Origin of the sequence: Saccharopolyspora sp. 7B, assembly GCF_020177435.1 — a bacterium.
Classification (GTDB): Bacteria; Actinomycetota; Actinomycetes; order Mycobacteriales; family Pseudonocardiaceae; genus Saccharopolyspora_C; species Saccharopolyspora_C gregorii.
Map to the genome: position 1 here is coordinate 1 of NZ_JAIUKC010000056.1, position 13,920 is coordinate 13,920.

Genomic DNA, 13,920 nt, shown 5'->3' on the forward strand with positions numbered 1-13,920 from the left:
CCCCCCCCCCCCCCCCCCCCCCCCCGGGCCCCGCCCCCCCCCCCGCGGGGGGCGGCCCCCGGCGACCCCGCGCGCGTCCGGCCGGGGGTATACCCGGGGGGCCACCCGCCGCCGGATGCCCCCCCGGGCCCCCGCCCACCCCGAAAGGCGGCGTGCGATGCCGTACCCGTTCCACTGGTTCCCCGCCGACGGCCGACGTCACGCGACGCTGGACCAGCGCCCCCGCGGCGGCTTCCCCGCCACGCGCGAGGTGACCGCGCTCTGCGGCCGCGAGCTCACCGCCGACGACTCCGCCGAGGGCTGGTTCTGGCCCACCTGCCGCGGCTGCGCACCCGAAACCCGCCGCATCGCCGCCGCGGACACCGCCCAGCCCCCGCTCCTGTTCGGCTGAGCGGCGTGCAGCACGACGAACCGGTGCCGGACACCGTCGCGGAAGCCTTCCCCTGGGTGCACTCCCTCCCCGCCGAGGACGCCCGAGAATTCGCCGCCGAGCTGGCGGAAGCCCTCCGCACGACGACCTCGATCGCACCTCACCTCCAGCTCATCACCGAGTGGCGGCACACCGCCGAAGTCCACGCCGATCCCGAACTGGCGGCGCGGCTGGCTCGCGACCTCGATCAGACCGGGTGATCACCGGTCGGATCTGCGGTGGGCTCCGACTCCTCGGGGGTCGACGAGGTCGCGGAGGTCGCGGCCGCCGGGTTCGAAGGTGGGGAGGCTGCCGACGAGGATGGTCTCGCCGGGGGTGAACGGATCGCCCTTGCGCTCGCGGAACTTCGACCTCGGCATCCGGGTGTCCATCATGGACAGTCCGGCGAGCCAGGCGGAGATGCCGCGGTGCTCCGCGGTGAACCAGACGGCGACCGCGGACAGCAGCGCGAACCCGACCGCCAGCCGGTTCACCTCGCTCGGGCCGAGGTCGGCGAAACCGACCAGCAGCACGTACTGCCCGCTGCCGAAGAACACCCGCACCAGCAGCCGCGGCCTGCCGGGCAGCGCGCCGTCCGGGAGCGCCGGGCGCAGCAGCACCGCCCGCTGCCCCAGCGTGCCGCCGCTGCCCACCAGTGTCGGCACCACCAGGACCAGCAGCCCCGGCAACCAGGCGTTCAGCAGCGCCTGCGCCGGATCCGGCAGCACCATCGACGGCGCTCCGGTCGCCAGCAGCAGCACCGCCACCACCCCGCTGTGCAGCGCCGCGCCCGTCAGCACCAGCGCCGCCACGTCGCAGGCCATCCCGAGCAGCCGCCGCTTCGCCGTCACCGGACGCGGCGTCATCGGGCGGGTCGGCGCCTTCCCGCCGACCAGTTCCAGCACCGGCGCCAGCAGCAGCCCGAACGCCGCGCCCAGCGTGTTCATCAGCAGGTCGTCCACGTCGAACAGCCGGTACGCGCACGGGTAGACGAACCACACCCCGGTGAGCTGCGTCGTCTCGATCAGCAGCGAGGTGGCGAACCCGATCGCGACGGTGCCGGCGCGGCCGGTGCGGAACAGGTGCCGCACGAACATGCCCAGCGGCACGAACAGCGCGATGTTCAACAACGCCTGCCCCACCATCGGATCCCGCATCAGCGCGCCGACACCGCCCGAGGCCGCGCGGAAGTCCGCGAGGAAGTCCAGCGGCGCCAGCTGCGGGGCGTACTCGCCCGGGTCGGCGCAGAAACCCGGGCCGACCTCCGGCAGCGGCAGCAGCGTGTAGGTCATCAGCGCCCAGCAGTGCACGACGAAACCGAGCACCACCAGCATCCGTCCCGCGCCGAGCCCGCCGCGCCAGCGGTACTCGCGGGCCACGAACGGCACGAACAACAACACCGCCAGCAGGACTCCGCACACGACTGCGATCACCGCGGGCGTCACCCTGTCGATCAACCCTGCTCCTCGATCACTCTGCGCTGCCGCCCGGTTCCTCGTCCGGGCGCCTTCATCCGGGCCGCTCCGCCCTTCCGCACCGTCCGGCGCGGGTCTCCCGTCCGTGCGCAAGAACGCACTTCGGCCCGCGGCGGCAACCGATCAGCGTTGTCCGGCATGCGCACATCACGTTTTTCCCGCAGGCGGGACGCGCGCGGAACGGATCCACCCGCCCTCCGGCGGACGACGCGGGGGCAAGTCGCCCGCTCGCCCCGCGCGCGGGGGCGGAACCGACCCGAGACCTTAGAGGCCGCGGCGCCGGTGGTCACGATCAGTACATCGACTCGACTAAAGGGGGTAGTCGTGGTGGATCTTGAACCCGGAGAATGCCGGAGCGCCGAAAGGTTGCTGTGCTCAGACTCACCCCTGGGGAAATTCGGGAGAGCGGCCGGTGGGCCACGGCCCGTCGGGGCCGGCCGCCCTCCCGGCACGACCAGGGACACCGGCACCACCGCACCCCAACGCGGTTGATCACGATTGGGGTACTCGTTCGGTCTACTCCACTTGTCGCTGCGCGCCCCGCGCGGTTCAGTCGTGCTGCCCACCCAGCCCGCGGCGGACAGGACGACATGCGGCCGACCGAAGAGCACAGCGATGACCTCCGATGGCGGATTCCCTGCCACGACTCGGGAGGCGAGAATCGCTCCGTGTCGATCCTGGTCATGGGTGATCGGGTGGCCGTCGTGCTCCCGCCCGGCGACACGCTGATCTTCGACCCGGACGAGGCGGACGACTTCGCGGCGCTGCTCGACACGATCGCGACCTGCACGGAACAGTCCAGCACCTGAGCCACCGGGGAGCGCTCGTGGCCCTCATCGACGCGGACCTGAGCTTCGACCCCCGCGACCCGCACTTCCCGCTGCCCGGCACCGACGTGCGCTGGGCCGTGCAGGTGTTCACCACCGGCAACGGCTACGGGCTCGACCCGGCGAGCTGCCACGTCCAGGACGGCCGGCTGCGCTGCGACCGGCTCGCCCTGCTCGGCGGGCAGCGCACCGCGGCCGGCGGCGTCGAGGTGGAGCTGCGCACCGGCGGCGACCGCGCCGAGTGGACCATCAGCGTCGACCACCCGGAACCGGTGAAAGCGGTGAAGCTGCTGCTCACCGGACTCCCCGACGAACCGTGGTGGGCACCGAACACCGGCCGCGGCCACGAGCTCGGCGGCCGCTTCCAGCTCGACTACCCCGGCCCGGAGTGGGCGACGCCGTGGGCGGCGAGCGGCGACGTCGCGCTGAGCGTGCGTGATCCGCTGGTGCGGCGGCAGGTCCTGCACGTGCACCGGCCCGCCTACGCGCCCGGGCGGATCGTCGAGCTCGTGCACCTGCCCGCCGCCTCCGCCCGCACCACGCACCACCGGGTGCCGCCGATCCGGCTGCGCCGCGGCGGCCTCGACGCCGACCTGGACGAGCACCTGTCCTTCGTGGAACGCGCGCACCAGCTCGTGCCGTGGGAGCAGCGCACCGACGTGCCGGACTGGCTGCGGGACGTGGCGCTCGTCGTGACGCTGCACGGGCAGCACTGGACCGGGCACGTGTTCAACACCTTCCCGGCGATGGCCGAGGCGCTGCGCTTCCTCAGCGGGCACGTCGAGCCGCACCGGGTGCTCGCCTACCTGCCCGGCTGGGAAGGCCGCTACTACCACGACTACCCGCGCTACCGGCCCGGCGCGGACCTCGGCGGCGACGCCGGGTTCCACCGTCTCGCCGACGCGGCGCGCGAGCTCGGCGTGCGGCTGATGCCGATGTTCGGCGGGCACGGCGCCAACGTCACCGCCTACCCGGACTGGGAGCGCTCGGTGATCCGCAACGACACCGGGCGGTACGCGGAACTGCTCAACCGGCCCGACTGGGACGGCGACCGCACCGGGGAGGGCGACCAGGTGTTCCTCAACCCGGGCGAGCCGCGGTTCCGGGCGCACCTGGTCGACTCGGTGTCGGCGGTCGTGCGGGAGTTCGGGGTGGACGCGGCGTTCTTCGACACCCTCGGCTACTGGTTCAACGACCCGCGGTACGAGCTGGTGGACGGCTACCGGCGGCTCGTCGCGGAGCTGCGGGACCGGCACCCGGAGCTGCTGCTCGCCGCGGAGGGCTGGTGGGACGCGCTGTCCGCGCTGTTCCCGCTGAGCCAGCAGTGGTTCGGCGTGGACCGGGACCTGCGGGAGCCGCGGGTGCTCACCCGGTACGCGCGCACCACCGGGCACCTCGCCGAGGGCACGCCCGGGCCGGGCAGCACCGGGGTGCACGAGAAGGGCTTCGTGCCGCGGCCCGCCGACGTGGCCCGGCCCGGGCACATCCCGGTCGTCGGCATCGTCGGCGACACCCTCGCCGAGCACGCGGACGAGGTGGCCGCGATCGCCCGGTGGGCGCAGGCGCACCCGCCGAGGTGACCCCCGTCCGGGAGCGGATCAGGTGGTGCGCTCGTGGCACTCGGCGCGCAGGGCTTCCAGCACCGCGCGGATCGCGGGCCGGTCCGTGGCACCGCGCCGGGTCACCGCCTCCACGTTGCGGCCCGCCCGCACTCCCGCCAGCGGGCGCAGCACGAGGCCCGGGTCGTCCACCACGAAGCGCGGCAGCAGCGCCACGCCGTGCCCCGCCGCGACCAGGGCCTCGGTGATCCGGAAGTCGTTGATCCGCTGCACCACCCGCGGCCGGGTCCCGGTCCGGACCGCCAGCGAGCGCAGCACGTCGTCCACCGGGAAGCCCACGTCCACCCCGATCCACGGCTCCGCGGCGAGTTCGGTGAGCTCCACCCGGTCCTTGCGGGCGAGCCGGTGCCCCGGCGGCAGCGCCACGTCGAGCGGTTCCCGGTACAGCGGCGTGATCTCCGCGCGGGCCACGTCGAACGGCGGCGCGTGGTCGTCCCGGTGCGCCACCAGCACGTCGAAGTCCGCGAGCAGCGCGGGCACCTCCGACGGCTGCATGTCGACGTCGCGGAACTCCACGCGCAGCTGCGGCTGCTCGGCGAGCCTGCTCAGCAGCCCGGGCAGCACCAGCAGCGCGCCGGACGGGAACGCCGCCAGCCGCACCGTGCCGCGCGGCGCCGACCGGAAGCTGTTGAGCTCCGCGTCCATCCGCTCCAGCGCGGCCAGCACCTCGTCGGACCGCGCCACCAGCGCCCAACCGGCGTCGGTGAGCCGCAGGCTGCGGCCCGCGGGTTCGGTCAGCGGCACGCCCGCCTCCGACTGCAGCGCCTTGAGCTGTTGGGACACCGCCGACGGCGTGTAGTCCAGCGCTTTCGCCACCGCGGTGACGGTCCCCCGGTCGGCCAGCTCGCGCAGCAGCCGCAATCTCCGAACCTCCATGAAGCGAAACTACATGGATGGTTCAGTTGTTGTCGCTTGTCCTTCATGGAGCGTCGCCGCAAGCTCGGTTCCGTGACCGCCCGAGACCGCCTCCTCGCCGCCTTCGTGGCCCTGCTGTGGGGCATCAACTTCCTCGCCCTCGACTACGCGCTGCGGTGGTTCCCGCCGCTGTTCTTCGCGGGCCTGCGGTTCCTGGTGATCGCGGTGCCGACCGTGCTGCTGGTGCCGCTGCCCGGCGTGCGGTGGCGGTGGCTGCTGGGCTACGGCCTCGGCTTCGGCACCGTGCAGTTCGCGTTCCTGTTCCTGGCGATGGACGCGGGACTGCCGACCGGGCTCGCCTCGCTGGTGCTGCAGGCCTCCGCGCCGTTCACCGTGCTGCTCGGCGGGGTGCTGCTGCGGGAGCGGATCCGGCCGGTGCAGGCCGCGGGCATCGCGATCGCCGTGCTCGGCATGGCCGCGATCGGCTGGCACCGGGCGCAGGCGGCGGCGCTGCTGCCGGTGCTGCTCGCCCTGTGCGGCGCGCTGGGCTGGGCGATCGGCAACCTGTGCAGCCGCCAGGCCCAGGCGCCGAACCCGCTGCGGCTGACGCTGTGGATGTCGATCGTGCCGCCGGTGCCGATGTTCGTGCTGTCCGCGTTCCTGGAAGGCCCCGGCACCGGCTGGCGGGCCGCCGCGGGCTCGGTGCTCTCCCCCGCCGGATGGGCGGCGCTGGGCGGGCTGGCGTTCACCTCGCTGCTGGCGACCGTGGTCGGCTCCGGGCTGTGGACGACGTTGCTGGCGCGGTACCCGGCGAGCACCGTCGCGCCGTTCTCGCTGCTGGTGCCGATCGTCGGCGTCACCTCGGCGTGGCTGGTGCTCGGCGAGCGGCCGCACCCGGTCGAGCTCGCCGCCGGGGTGGTCGTCGTCGGCGGAGTCCTCCTCGGCAGCCGTCCGCCCCGCGCCACCCCGCCACCCCTCGAACCCGTCGCACCTCCGCTCGAAGCGGCACCGGCGGCCGGCGAACACCGGAACGCGTGATTGCAGATGCTGCAGATATCGGTAGGCTCGGGAACGGGCGAAGGAGGCACCATGAGCGCGATGTTCGAACTGGCGCGACCGGACGACCCGACCAGGGAAGCCTCGTCGAAGCTGCAGCGAGGCGTCGACGAACTGCGCGACTCCCGCGCGCAGCACTCCGCGAGCTTGGCGATCGAGGTCGACGGCCGGTGCGTGCACTACGAACTACCGCCCGCGGTGCTGGACGCGCTGCTGCACACCGCCCGCGAACAGGCCGAGGGACACCGGGTGCGGATCATCGCGCCGGACGCCACCTCCGAGCTGACTCCGAACGAAGCCGCCGCCTACCTCGGGATCTCACGACCGCTGCTGGTCAAACTGCTGGACGCGGGCACGATCCCGGCGCGCAACAAGCCGGGCAGCTCGCATCGGATGATCTCGGTCGCCGACCTGGACGCGTACGCGGAGCGCAAGAGCGCCCGGCAGAACCGGCTCGCCGCAGCGATGGACGACATCGCCGAGCAGGACCTCTACCTGCCCTGACCTGACGAACGGCGGTAGTGCGTGGCCGACGACGAACGGGTGTTCCCGGACACGAACACCCTGTACCCCTACTACATCTGCGACCTGCTGCTGCGGTGCGATATCGAGGGGTTGTTCGAGATCCGCTGGTCCGAAGACCTCTTGGCCGAACTGCTCCGGGTTCCGCCGAGGTCCGGCCGCAAGAGCGCAGCTTCGGTCGAACGGCTCTGCCAGGCGATACGCGAGGTCTTCCCCGAGCGGGAAGTTCCCCGCGCCGCGTACCAGCACTTGATCGACGACATGCCGGGGTCCGATCCGGATGACCGCGTGCATTCCGCGGCGGCCGTCGCCGGAGAGGCGACGGTGCTGCTGACCAGGGATCGGGCTGGATTTCCGCACGAACCCCTCCTGCTGTGGGGAGTTCGGGCGACCAACGTGGACGAGTTCCTCTGCGAACTGTTCGACCGGTACCCGGACGATCTCGGGCGGGTGCTCGACGAACAGGTGGCAGGTCTCGTCCGATCCCGGCTGAGCCACCGGCAACTGCTGGAAGCGCTCGGCGTGAACGCGCCGCTGTTCGCCGACCGGGTGCGAGCGCACGCCTCGACATCGTGATGGCCCGCGGTCAGTAGGTGAAGCGGTGGGTCTTCTCGGGGTGGAGGGTGAAGCGGAGCACTCCGGCGGCGAGCATCGCGTCGAGATCGGCGATGCGCGTCGGATCGGTCAGGTCCCAGTAGCGGGCGGCGAGGCGGCGGGCCAGATCCTCCGCCCCGTCCGGTTCGAAGGTGACGCGACCGGACACCGACACCCAGTTCTCGCGCTCCCCCACCGGGGCGGCGACGACGAGCGAGGCGCGCGGGTCGCGTTCCAGCCGCCGCACCTTCAGCGAGCCGGGTTCGGTGAACAGGTGGATCGTGCCGTCGTCGGCGGCGTCGAACCACACCGGGCGGGGTTGCGCCGGGGCCGGAGCCGCCGCGACGGTCAGGAAACCGTGCAGCGGGCGCCGGAGGAGTGCGAGGTCCTCGGTGGTCGGGATGCCGGTGTTCATGGTCTTTCCTCCGCTTTCGCCGTGTGGTCCGGGAAGTGCCTCCCAGTCCGTCGTGGACATCGGGGGTGGTGGCCGCGACCCGCTCTCGCGGCACGAGCGCTCAATGCCAGGCCCCCGCAGCGGCCGCGCGCACCACGTGGTCCTCGAAGGTGCGGGGCGCCCGCCCGAGCAGGGTGGCGAGTTCGTCGGTGGTCCCGGCGATCAGCCCGTCCGCCATCAGCTCGAACATGGCGGCCACCTCGTGCGCGTCCGCCGCGGTCGCGCCTTCCGCGATCAGCGCCGCCTCGTACTCGGCGGACGTGGTGCGGCGGTAGGTGATGGTCCGCCCGGTGGCGCGGGAGATCAGCTCGACGACCTCGCCGAAGGTGATGGCGCGCGGTCCCGACAGCTCGTAGGTCCGCCCGGCGTGCCGCCCCGGCTCGGTGAGCACCGCGGCCGCGGCGTCGGCGACGTCCTCGACGTCGATGAACGGTTCCGGCACCGGTCCGGCGGGCAGCGCGAGTTCCCCGGCCAGCAGCGCGGGCCGGAACACGTCCTCGTCGAAGTTCTGCGCGAAGTTCGACGCGCGCAGCACCGTCCACTCCAGCGCCGAGCCGCGCACCGCTTCCTCCGCGGACCGCATGTCCAGGCCGAACTCCGAATCGCCCCAGCTGTCGGCGCCGCGCCCGGACAGCAGCACCAGCCGCCGCACCCCGGCCGCGTCGGCGCGGGCCACGAAGTCGTGCGCGGGCCCCGGTTCGCGCGGCGCCACCAGGTAGACGGCGTCCACGCCGTGCAGCACCGCGTCCCAACCGGCCGGGTCGTGCCAGTCGAAGCGGGTGGCGCTGGACCGGGAGGCGGCCCGCACCGGGACGCCGCGCAGCCGCAGCCGGGGGACGATGCGGCGGCCGGTCTTGCCGGTGGCGCCGAGGACGAGGGTCGTGCCGTCGTTGTTCACGCCACCGATTCAACGCCGCCGACTCGGACGCGCACATGGGCGAAGAGCCGGATCACCTGTCCGTTCGTCTAACCTCGGTGGGGTGGACGCGTTCAGCGACTTGATCCGCGGGGTGCGGGCGCACGGTTCCCTGTTCGGCGCGACGACCGTCTCGGCGCCGTGGTCGCTGCGCTTCGTGGACGGCGCGCCGCTCACGTTGTGCACCGCGCTGACCGGTTCGGGCTGGGTCGTGCCGGAAGGCCTCCCGCCGGAGCCGCTGCGCGCCGGGGACACGATGATCGTGCGCGGGCCGGGGACGTTCGCCTTCGTCGACGAGGTCGGCACGGGCGCGGAGCCGATGGAGTGCGGGGTGGACTGCGCGACGCCGGAGCAGGGCGGCGCGCGGCACCGGCTCGGCTGGAGCGACCCGGCCGGGGACGCGGGCGCGACCACGCTGATCACCGGCGCGTACCCGGCGCGCGGTGAGATCAGCCGCAGGCTGCTGGACGCGCTGCCCGTGGTGCTGCGGGTGGACGCCGGGGGCACCGCCGACCCGGTGTTGGAGCAGCTGGCCGCCGAGGTCGCCGTGGACGCGCCCGGCCAGCAGGTGGTGCTGGACCGGCTGCTGGACTGGATGCTCGTCTGCACGTTGCGCTCGTGGTTCGACCGGCCCGGCGGCGAACCCCCGGCCTGGTGGGCGGCGCAGCGCGACCCGGTGGTGGGTGCCGCGCTGCGGCTGCTGCACGAGGATCCGGCGGCGCCGTGGTCGGTCGGTTCGCTGGCCGCCCGCGCCGGGGTGTCGCGGTCGACGCTGGCGAAGCGGTTCGCGGACCTGGTGGGCGAGCCGCCGCTGACGTACCTGACGCGCTGGCGGATGACGTTGGCCGCGGACCTGCTGGTGGAGCGGGAGGCGGCGACCGTCGCGGAGGTCGCGCGGACCGTCGGCTACGCGGACCCGTTCGGCTTCAGCGCCGCGTTCAAGCGGGTCCGCGGCATCGGCCCGAGCGCGTTCCGGCAGGCCGCCGCCCGCTGATCACCCGGCACCGATCTCCTCCGCGTAGTGGCAGGCGACCCGGTGCCCGGTGCCGATGGTGCGCAGCTCGGGCCGTTCGGTGTCGCAGCGCTCCGGCCGCCGCCACGGGCAGCGGGTGTGGAAGCGGCAGCCGGTGGGCGGATCGGACGGGGACGGCAGGTCGCCGGAGAGCAGGATCTGCTCGCGCCGGTCCTCCACCTGCGGGTCGGGCACGGGCACCGCGGACAGCAGCGCCTTCGTGTAGGGGTGGCGCGGTGCGGCGTACAGCTCGTCGGAGCCCGCCTCCTCCACCAGCCCGCCCAGGTACATGACGCCGACCCGGTCGGCGATGTGCCGCACCACGGCGAGGTCGTGCGCGATGACCAGGTAGGTGAGGCCGAACTCGCCCTGCAGGTCCTCCAGCAGGTTCACCACCTGCGCCTGCACCGACACGTCCAGCGCGGACACCGGTTCGTCCGCGATGATCAGGTCGGGGCCGACGGCGAGCGCCCGCGCGATGCCGATGCGCTGGCGCTGCCCGCCGGAGAACTCGTGCGGGTACTTGCGCAGCGCCCGCACGGGCAGGCCCACCGCGTCGAGCAGTTCGCGCAGCCGGGCGGCGGTGGGCTCCCGGCCCCGGTCCAGGCCGTGCGCGCGCAGGCCCTCCACCAGCAGCGCCTCCACGGACTGGCGCGGGTCCAACGAGGACAGCGGGTCCTGGAACACCATCTGCATGCGGCGGCGCATCCGGCGCAGCGGTTCGCCCTTCATCCCGGACAGGTCGGTGCCGTCGAACACGACCCGGCCGCCGGTGGGCTTCTCCAGCCGCAGCAGCGCCCGGCCGAGGGTGGACTTCCCGCAGCCGGATTCGCCGACGAGGCCGTAGGTCTCGCCGCGCCGCACGCCCAGCGTCACCCCGTCCACGGCGTGCACGTGGCCGACGGTGCGCTCCAGCACCACGCCGCGCTTGATCGGGAAGTGCACGGCGAGGTCGGTGACCTCGACCAGCACCTCGCGCTCCACGTCGGCGGAGGGGGCGGCGAGCGTCCCCGGGTCCGTGTTCGTCATGACTGCTCCGCGGGGGTGACGGCGTGCTCCCGGACCGGGTTGTGGCAGCGCAGCAGCCGCGCGCCCACGTCGATGGACGCGTCCGGGGGTTCCTGCCCGCAGACCTCCAGCGCGTTCGGGCAGCGCGGGCTGAACGCGCACCCGGTGTCCCACGGCACGTTGTCGCTCACCGAGCCGCGGATCGGCGCGAGCCGCCGCCCGCGCGGCGAGTCCAGCCGGGGCACCGAGGCGAGCAGCCCCGAGGTGTAGGGGTGGCGGGGCCGGGCGAACAGCTCGTGCCGGGTGGCGCGCTCCACGACGCGCCCCGCGTAGAGCACGTTCACCTCGTCGCACAGCCCCGCGACGACGCCCAGGTCGTGCGTGATCATGATGAGCGCGGTGCCGGTGTCGGCGACGAGCGTGGCCAGCAGGTTCAGGATCTGCGCCTGGATCGTCACGTCCAGCGCGGTGGTCGGTTCGTCGGCGATGAGCAGCCGCGGCCGGCAGGCCAGCGCCATCGCGATCAGCGCGCGCTGCCGCATGCCGCCGGAGAGCTGGTGCGGGTACTCCGCGAGCCGCCGCGTCGGGTCGGGGATGCCGACGCGGCGCAGCAGGTCCGCGGCTTCCGGCATCGCCTGCTTGCGGCGGAGGCCGCGGTGGCGCTCGATGACCTCGGAGACCTGCAACCCGATGGGCACCACCGGGTTCAGCGAGGTCAACGGGTCCTGGAACACCATGCCGAGGTCGCTGCCGCGCCGCCGGTCCAGTTCTTTCTTGCCGAGCGAGAGCAGTTCGGTGCCGTCGAACCGCACGGACCCGCCGACTTCGGCGCCGCGCGGCGGCAGCAGCCCCATGATGGCGAGCGAGGTGACGGACTTGCCGCACCCGGATTCGCCGACGAGCCCGACGGTGCGGCCCGGTTCGACGTCGAAGGAGATGCCGTCGACCGCGGTGACCGGCGGCTCGCCGCGGCGCGCGAACACCACCGACAGGTCGCGGACTTCCAGCAGTGCCATATCCGAGGTCCTCACAGGTGGGTGGTCGCGGGCGGCGCGCTCAGCGCCGCCGCTTCGGGTCCAGTGCGTCCCGCAACGACTCGCCGACCAGGGTGAAACCGAGGGCGACGAGGATGATGCAGCCTGCGGGCCAGAACGCCAGCTGCGGGTGCGAGTCGATGACGTCCTGCGCGCCGCCGAGCATCTGGCCCCATTCCGGCACCGAGTCGTCGGCCGCGCCGAGCCCGAGGAACGACAGCGCCGCCGCGTCGATGATCGCCGTCGCCAGCACGAGCGTGGCCTGCACGATCACCGGCCCGAGCGCGTTGGGCAGCATGTGCCGGAACACGATGGCGCTCTCCCGCACGCCCAGCGCCCGCGCGGCGAGCACGTGGTCGCTGGCGCGCTGGGCGAGCATGGTGCCGCGCAGCAGCCTGCCGAAGATCGGCACCTGCACGAGCGCGACGGCGAGGATCACGGTGAACCGGTTCTGCTGGGTGAACAGCGCCCCGATGGACACGGCCAGCAGCAGCGACGGGACGGACAGCAGCACGTCCACGACGCGCATGACGAGCGCGTCGACCCAGCCGCCGAACGCGCCGGCGAGCAAGCCGAGGACCAGCCCGCCACCGAGCCCGATGACGGTGGCCAGCAACGCCACCAGCAGCGTCTGCTGCGAGCCGAGCAGCAGCCGGGACAGCAGGTCGCGGCCGTACTGGTCGCCGCCGAGCGGGTGCCCGGGCTGCGCGGGCGGGATCGTGTTGTCGGCGCGCGAGACCTGGTTCTCCAGCAGGTGCAGCCCGGGGTCGTGCGGGGCGAGCAGCGGCGCGGCCACGGCGAGCAGCACGAACAGTCCGATGAGGGCGGCGCCGACGAGGAACGCGGGGCTGTACCGCAGCCGCCGCCACGCGGAGGCGACGAGGCTCACGCCGATGTCCGCTTCGGCCAGGTCGTCGATGCGCGCCTTGCGCGCGGTGGGCGTCACCACGGTCACCTCGCCCGCAATCGGGGGTCGATCAACGCGTACGAGAGGTCGACGAGCAGGTTGACCAGCACGTACACCATCGCCGCCGCCAGGATCACCACTTGCAGCACCGGGAAGTCCTTGCGCTCGAAGCCGACGGCGACGGCTTGGCCGATCCCGGCGATGTTGAACACCCGCTCGGTGAGCACGGCACCCGCGAGCAGCGCCCCGGTCTGCAGGCCGACGGTGGTGACCACCGGCAGCAGCGCGTTGTGCAGCACGTGCCTGCGCCGGATCACCGCCCCGCTGAGCCCCTTGGCGCGAGCGGTGCGCACGTAGTCCTCGTCGAGCACGTCGAGGACGGCGGCCCGGGTGATCCGGAAGATCACCGCGAACGGGATGGTGGACAGCGCGACCGCGGGCAGCGCCAGGTGCACCAGCGCGTTCCACGCGGCGTCCCACTCGCGGGTCAGGAGCCCGTCGAGGACGTAGAAGCCGGTGACGCGGGTGGCGTCGAGCCCGACGTCCTGCCTGCCGGACGCGGGCAGCCAGCCCAGCTGCACGGCGAACACGAACTTCAGCAGGAACGCCAGGAAGAACACCGGTACCGCGACGCCGACGAGCGACCAGGTGATGCTCAGGTTGTCCCACCAGCCGCCGCGGCGGCGGGCGGCGAGGTAGCCGAGCGGGATGCCGACGGCGACGGCGAGCAGCAGCGCCAGCAGCGAGAGCTCGATGGTCGCGGGGAAGCGGGTGAGGAACACCTGCACGGCGGGCGATCCGCGCTCCACGCCGGTGGAGGTGCCGAAGTCGCCGCTGAGCGCGCGCAGCAGGAACTTCCCGTACTGCGACCAGATCGGCTGGTCCAGCCCGAGCTGCGCTTCCAGCGCGGCCCGGGATTCGGGGGTGGCGCGGTCGCCGAGCAGCGCGGACACCGGCCCGCCGGGCAGCAGCCGCAGCCAGCCGAACAGCAGCACGGACAGGACGAAGGCGACGAGCACCAGCTGCGCCAGTCGCCGGATCGTGTAGCGGAGCACGCGTCCCCCGGGTTGTGCGGTACTGCGTCCTGTGTGGACGGACCTCGGTCCGCCGGTGCGGGGGGGGGCCCGCGGGGGGGGGGGCGCGCCGCGGGGGGGCCGGGGGGGGGGGCCCCCCCCCCCCCCCCCCCGGGCCCCGGGCGGCGCGGCGCGCCCCCGGGCCGGGACGCCCCCCCC

The 13,920-nt window shown here is 73.7% G+C and carries 16 protein-coding genes; 8 read left to right on the plus strand and 8 right to left on the minus strand.

Translation table 11 applies throughout. The features are described from left to right. The first annotated feature begins 157 nt into the window (after positions 1–157). Both LCD33_RS10645 and LCD33_RS10650 read left to right on the plus strand, forming a co-directional pair. Complete coding sequence (locus LCD33_RS10645) at positions 158–391, plus strand: zinc finger protein (RefSeq protein WP_224967328.1); 234 nt, start codon at positions 158–160, stop codon at positions 389–391. Positions 392–396: 5 nt separating this feature from the next. Beyond that, on the plus strand, positions 397–630 hold the full coding sequence (locus tag LCD33_RS10650) for a hypothetical protein (protein WP_224957089.1): 234 nt from the start codon (positions 397–399) through the stop codon (positions 628–630). Here LCD33_RS10650 and LCD33_RS10655 read toward each other — a convergent pair whose 3' ends face one another. After that, positions 631–1,866, minus strand: a complete 1,236-nt coding sequence (locus LCD33_RS10655) for a VanZ family protein (RefSeq protein ID WP_224957090.1) — start codon at positions 1,864–1,866, stop codon at positions 631–633. 686 nt (positions 1,867–2,552) lie between these two features. Between LCD33_RS10655 and LCD33_RS10660 the strand changes: the two genes are divergently transcribed. Beyond that, positions 2,553–2,693 carry a hypothetical protein gene (locus tag LCD33_RS10660; protein WP_224957092.1) on the plus strand — a complete coding sequence of 47 codons (141 nt, stop codon included), beginning with the start codon at positions 2,553–2,555 and terminating at the stop codon, positions 2,691–2,693. 17 nt (positions 2,694–2,710) lie between these two features. Continuing rightward, positions 2,711–4,291 (plus strand): hypothetical protein, encoded by a 1,581-nt coding sequence (locus LCD33_RS10665; RefSeq protein ID WP_224957093.1) that lies wholly within the window; start codon positions 2,711–2,713, stop codon positions 4,289–4,291. Positions 4,292–4,309: 18 nt separating this feature from the next. On the opposite strand, the gene LCD33_RS10670 is transcribed toward LCD33_RS10665, so the two are convergent. Next, positions 4,310–5,206, minus strand: coding sequence for a LysR family transcriptional regulator (locus tag LCD33_RS10670; RefSeq protein WP_224957094.1), 897 nt, complete (start codon positions 5,204–5,206; stop codon positions 4,310–4,312). 72 nt (positions 5,207–5,278) lie between these two features. On the opposite strand from LCD33_RS10670, the gene LCD33_RS10675 reads away from it, so the two are divergent. The 3 genes from LCD33_RS10675 to LCD33_RS10685 are packed head-to-tail and all read left to right on the plus strand — an operon-like array spanning position 5,279 to position 7,339. Next, positions 5,279–6,223, plus strand: coding sequence for an EamA family transporter (locus LCD33_RS10675; protein WP_224977782.1), 945 nt, complete (start codon positions 5,279–5,281; stop codon positions 6,221–6,223). Between the two features lie 51 nt (positions 6,224–6,274). Then, positions 6,275–6,745, plus strand: coding sequence for a helix-turn-helix domain-containing protein (locus tag LCD33_RS10680; RefSeq protein ID WP_224957096.1), 471 nt, complete (start codon positions 6,275–6,277; stop codon positions 6,743–6,745). Between the two features lie 21 nt (positions 6,746–6,766). After that, complete coding sequence (locus LCD33_RS10685) at positions 6,767–7,339, plus strand: PIN domain-containing protein (RefSeq protein WP_224967324.1); 573 nt, start codon at positions 6,767–6,769, stop codon at positions 7,337–7,339. Between the two features lie 10 nt (positions 7,340–7,349). On the opposite strand, the gene LCD33_RS10690 is transcribed toward LCD33_RS10685, so the two are convergent. Further along, positions 7,350–7,772, minus strand: coding sequence for a pyridoxamine 5'-phosphate oxidase family protein (locus tag LCD33_RS10690; RefSeq protein ID WP_224957098.1), 423 nt, complete (start codon positions 7,770–7,772; stop codon positions 7,350–7,352). Between the two features lie 100 nt (positions 7,773–7,872). After that, positions 7,873–8,709 (minus strand): NAD(P)H-binding protein, encoded by an 837-nt coding sequence (locus tag LCD33_RS10695; protein ID WP_224957100.1) that lies wholly within the window; start codon positions 8,707–8,709, stop codon positions 7,873–7,875. A gap of 82 nt (positions 8,710–8,791) precedes the next feature. Between LCD33_RS10695 and LCD33_RS10700 the strand changes: the two genes are divergently transcribed. Continuing rightward, entirely contained in the window at positions 8,792–9,721 is a 930-nt protein-coding gene (locus tag LCD33_RS10700) for an AraC family transcriptional regulator (RefSeq protein ID WP_224957101.1), read from the plus strand. Here the strand turns inward: LCD33_RS10700 and LCD33_RS10705 are convergent, their stop codons facing one another. From LCD33_RS10705 to LCD33_RS10720, 4 genes are read right to left on the minus strand one after another with little or no spacing between them, the layout of a single operon-like run. Continuing rightward, positions 9,722–10,768, minus strand: coding sequence for an ABC transporter ATP-binding protein (locus tag LCD33_RS10705; protein WP_224977783.1), 1,047 nt, complete (start codon positions 10,766–10,768; stop codon positions 9,722–9,724). It abuts the gene before it with no gap. Beyond that, positions 10,765–11,763: an ABC transporter ATP-binding protein gene (locus tag LCD33_RS10710; RefSeq protein ID WP_224957103.1), complete on the minus strand. Its 999-nt coding sequence runs from the start codon at positions 11,761–11,763 to the stop codon at positions 10,765–10,767. Before LCD33_RS10710 ends, LCD33_RS10705 begins: the two co-directional genes overlap by 4 nt. Before the next feature lie 40 nt (positions 11,764–11,803). Next, positions 11,804–12,730, minus strand: a complete 927-nt coding sequence (locus LCD33_RS10715; RefSeq protein ID WP_224957104.1) for an ABC transporter permease — start codon at positions 12,728–12,730, stop codon at positions 11,804–11,806. A gap of 2 nt (positions 12,731–12,732) precedes the next feature. Beyond that, positions 12,733–13,743, minus strand: a complete 1,011-nt coding sequence (locus LCD33_RS10720) for an ABC transporter permease (protein ID WP_224957105.1) — start codon at positions 13,741–13,743, stop codon at positions 12,733–12,735. Between the last annotated feature and the right edge of the window lie 177 nt (positions 13,744–13,920).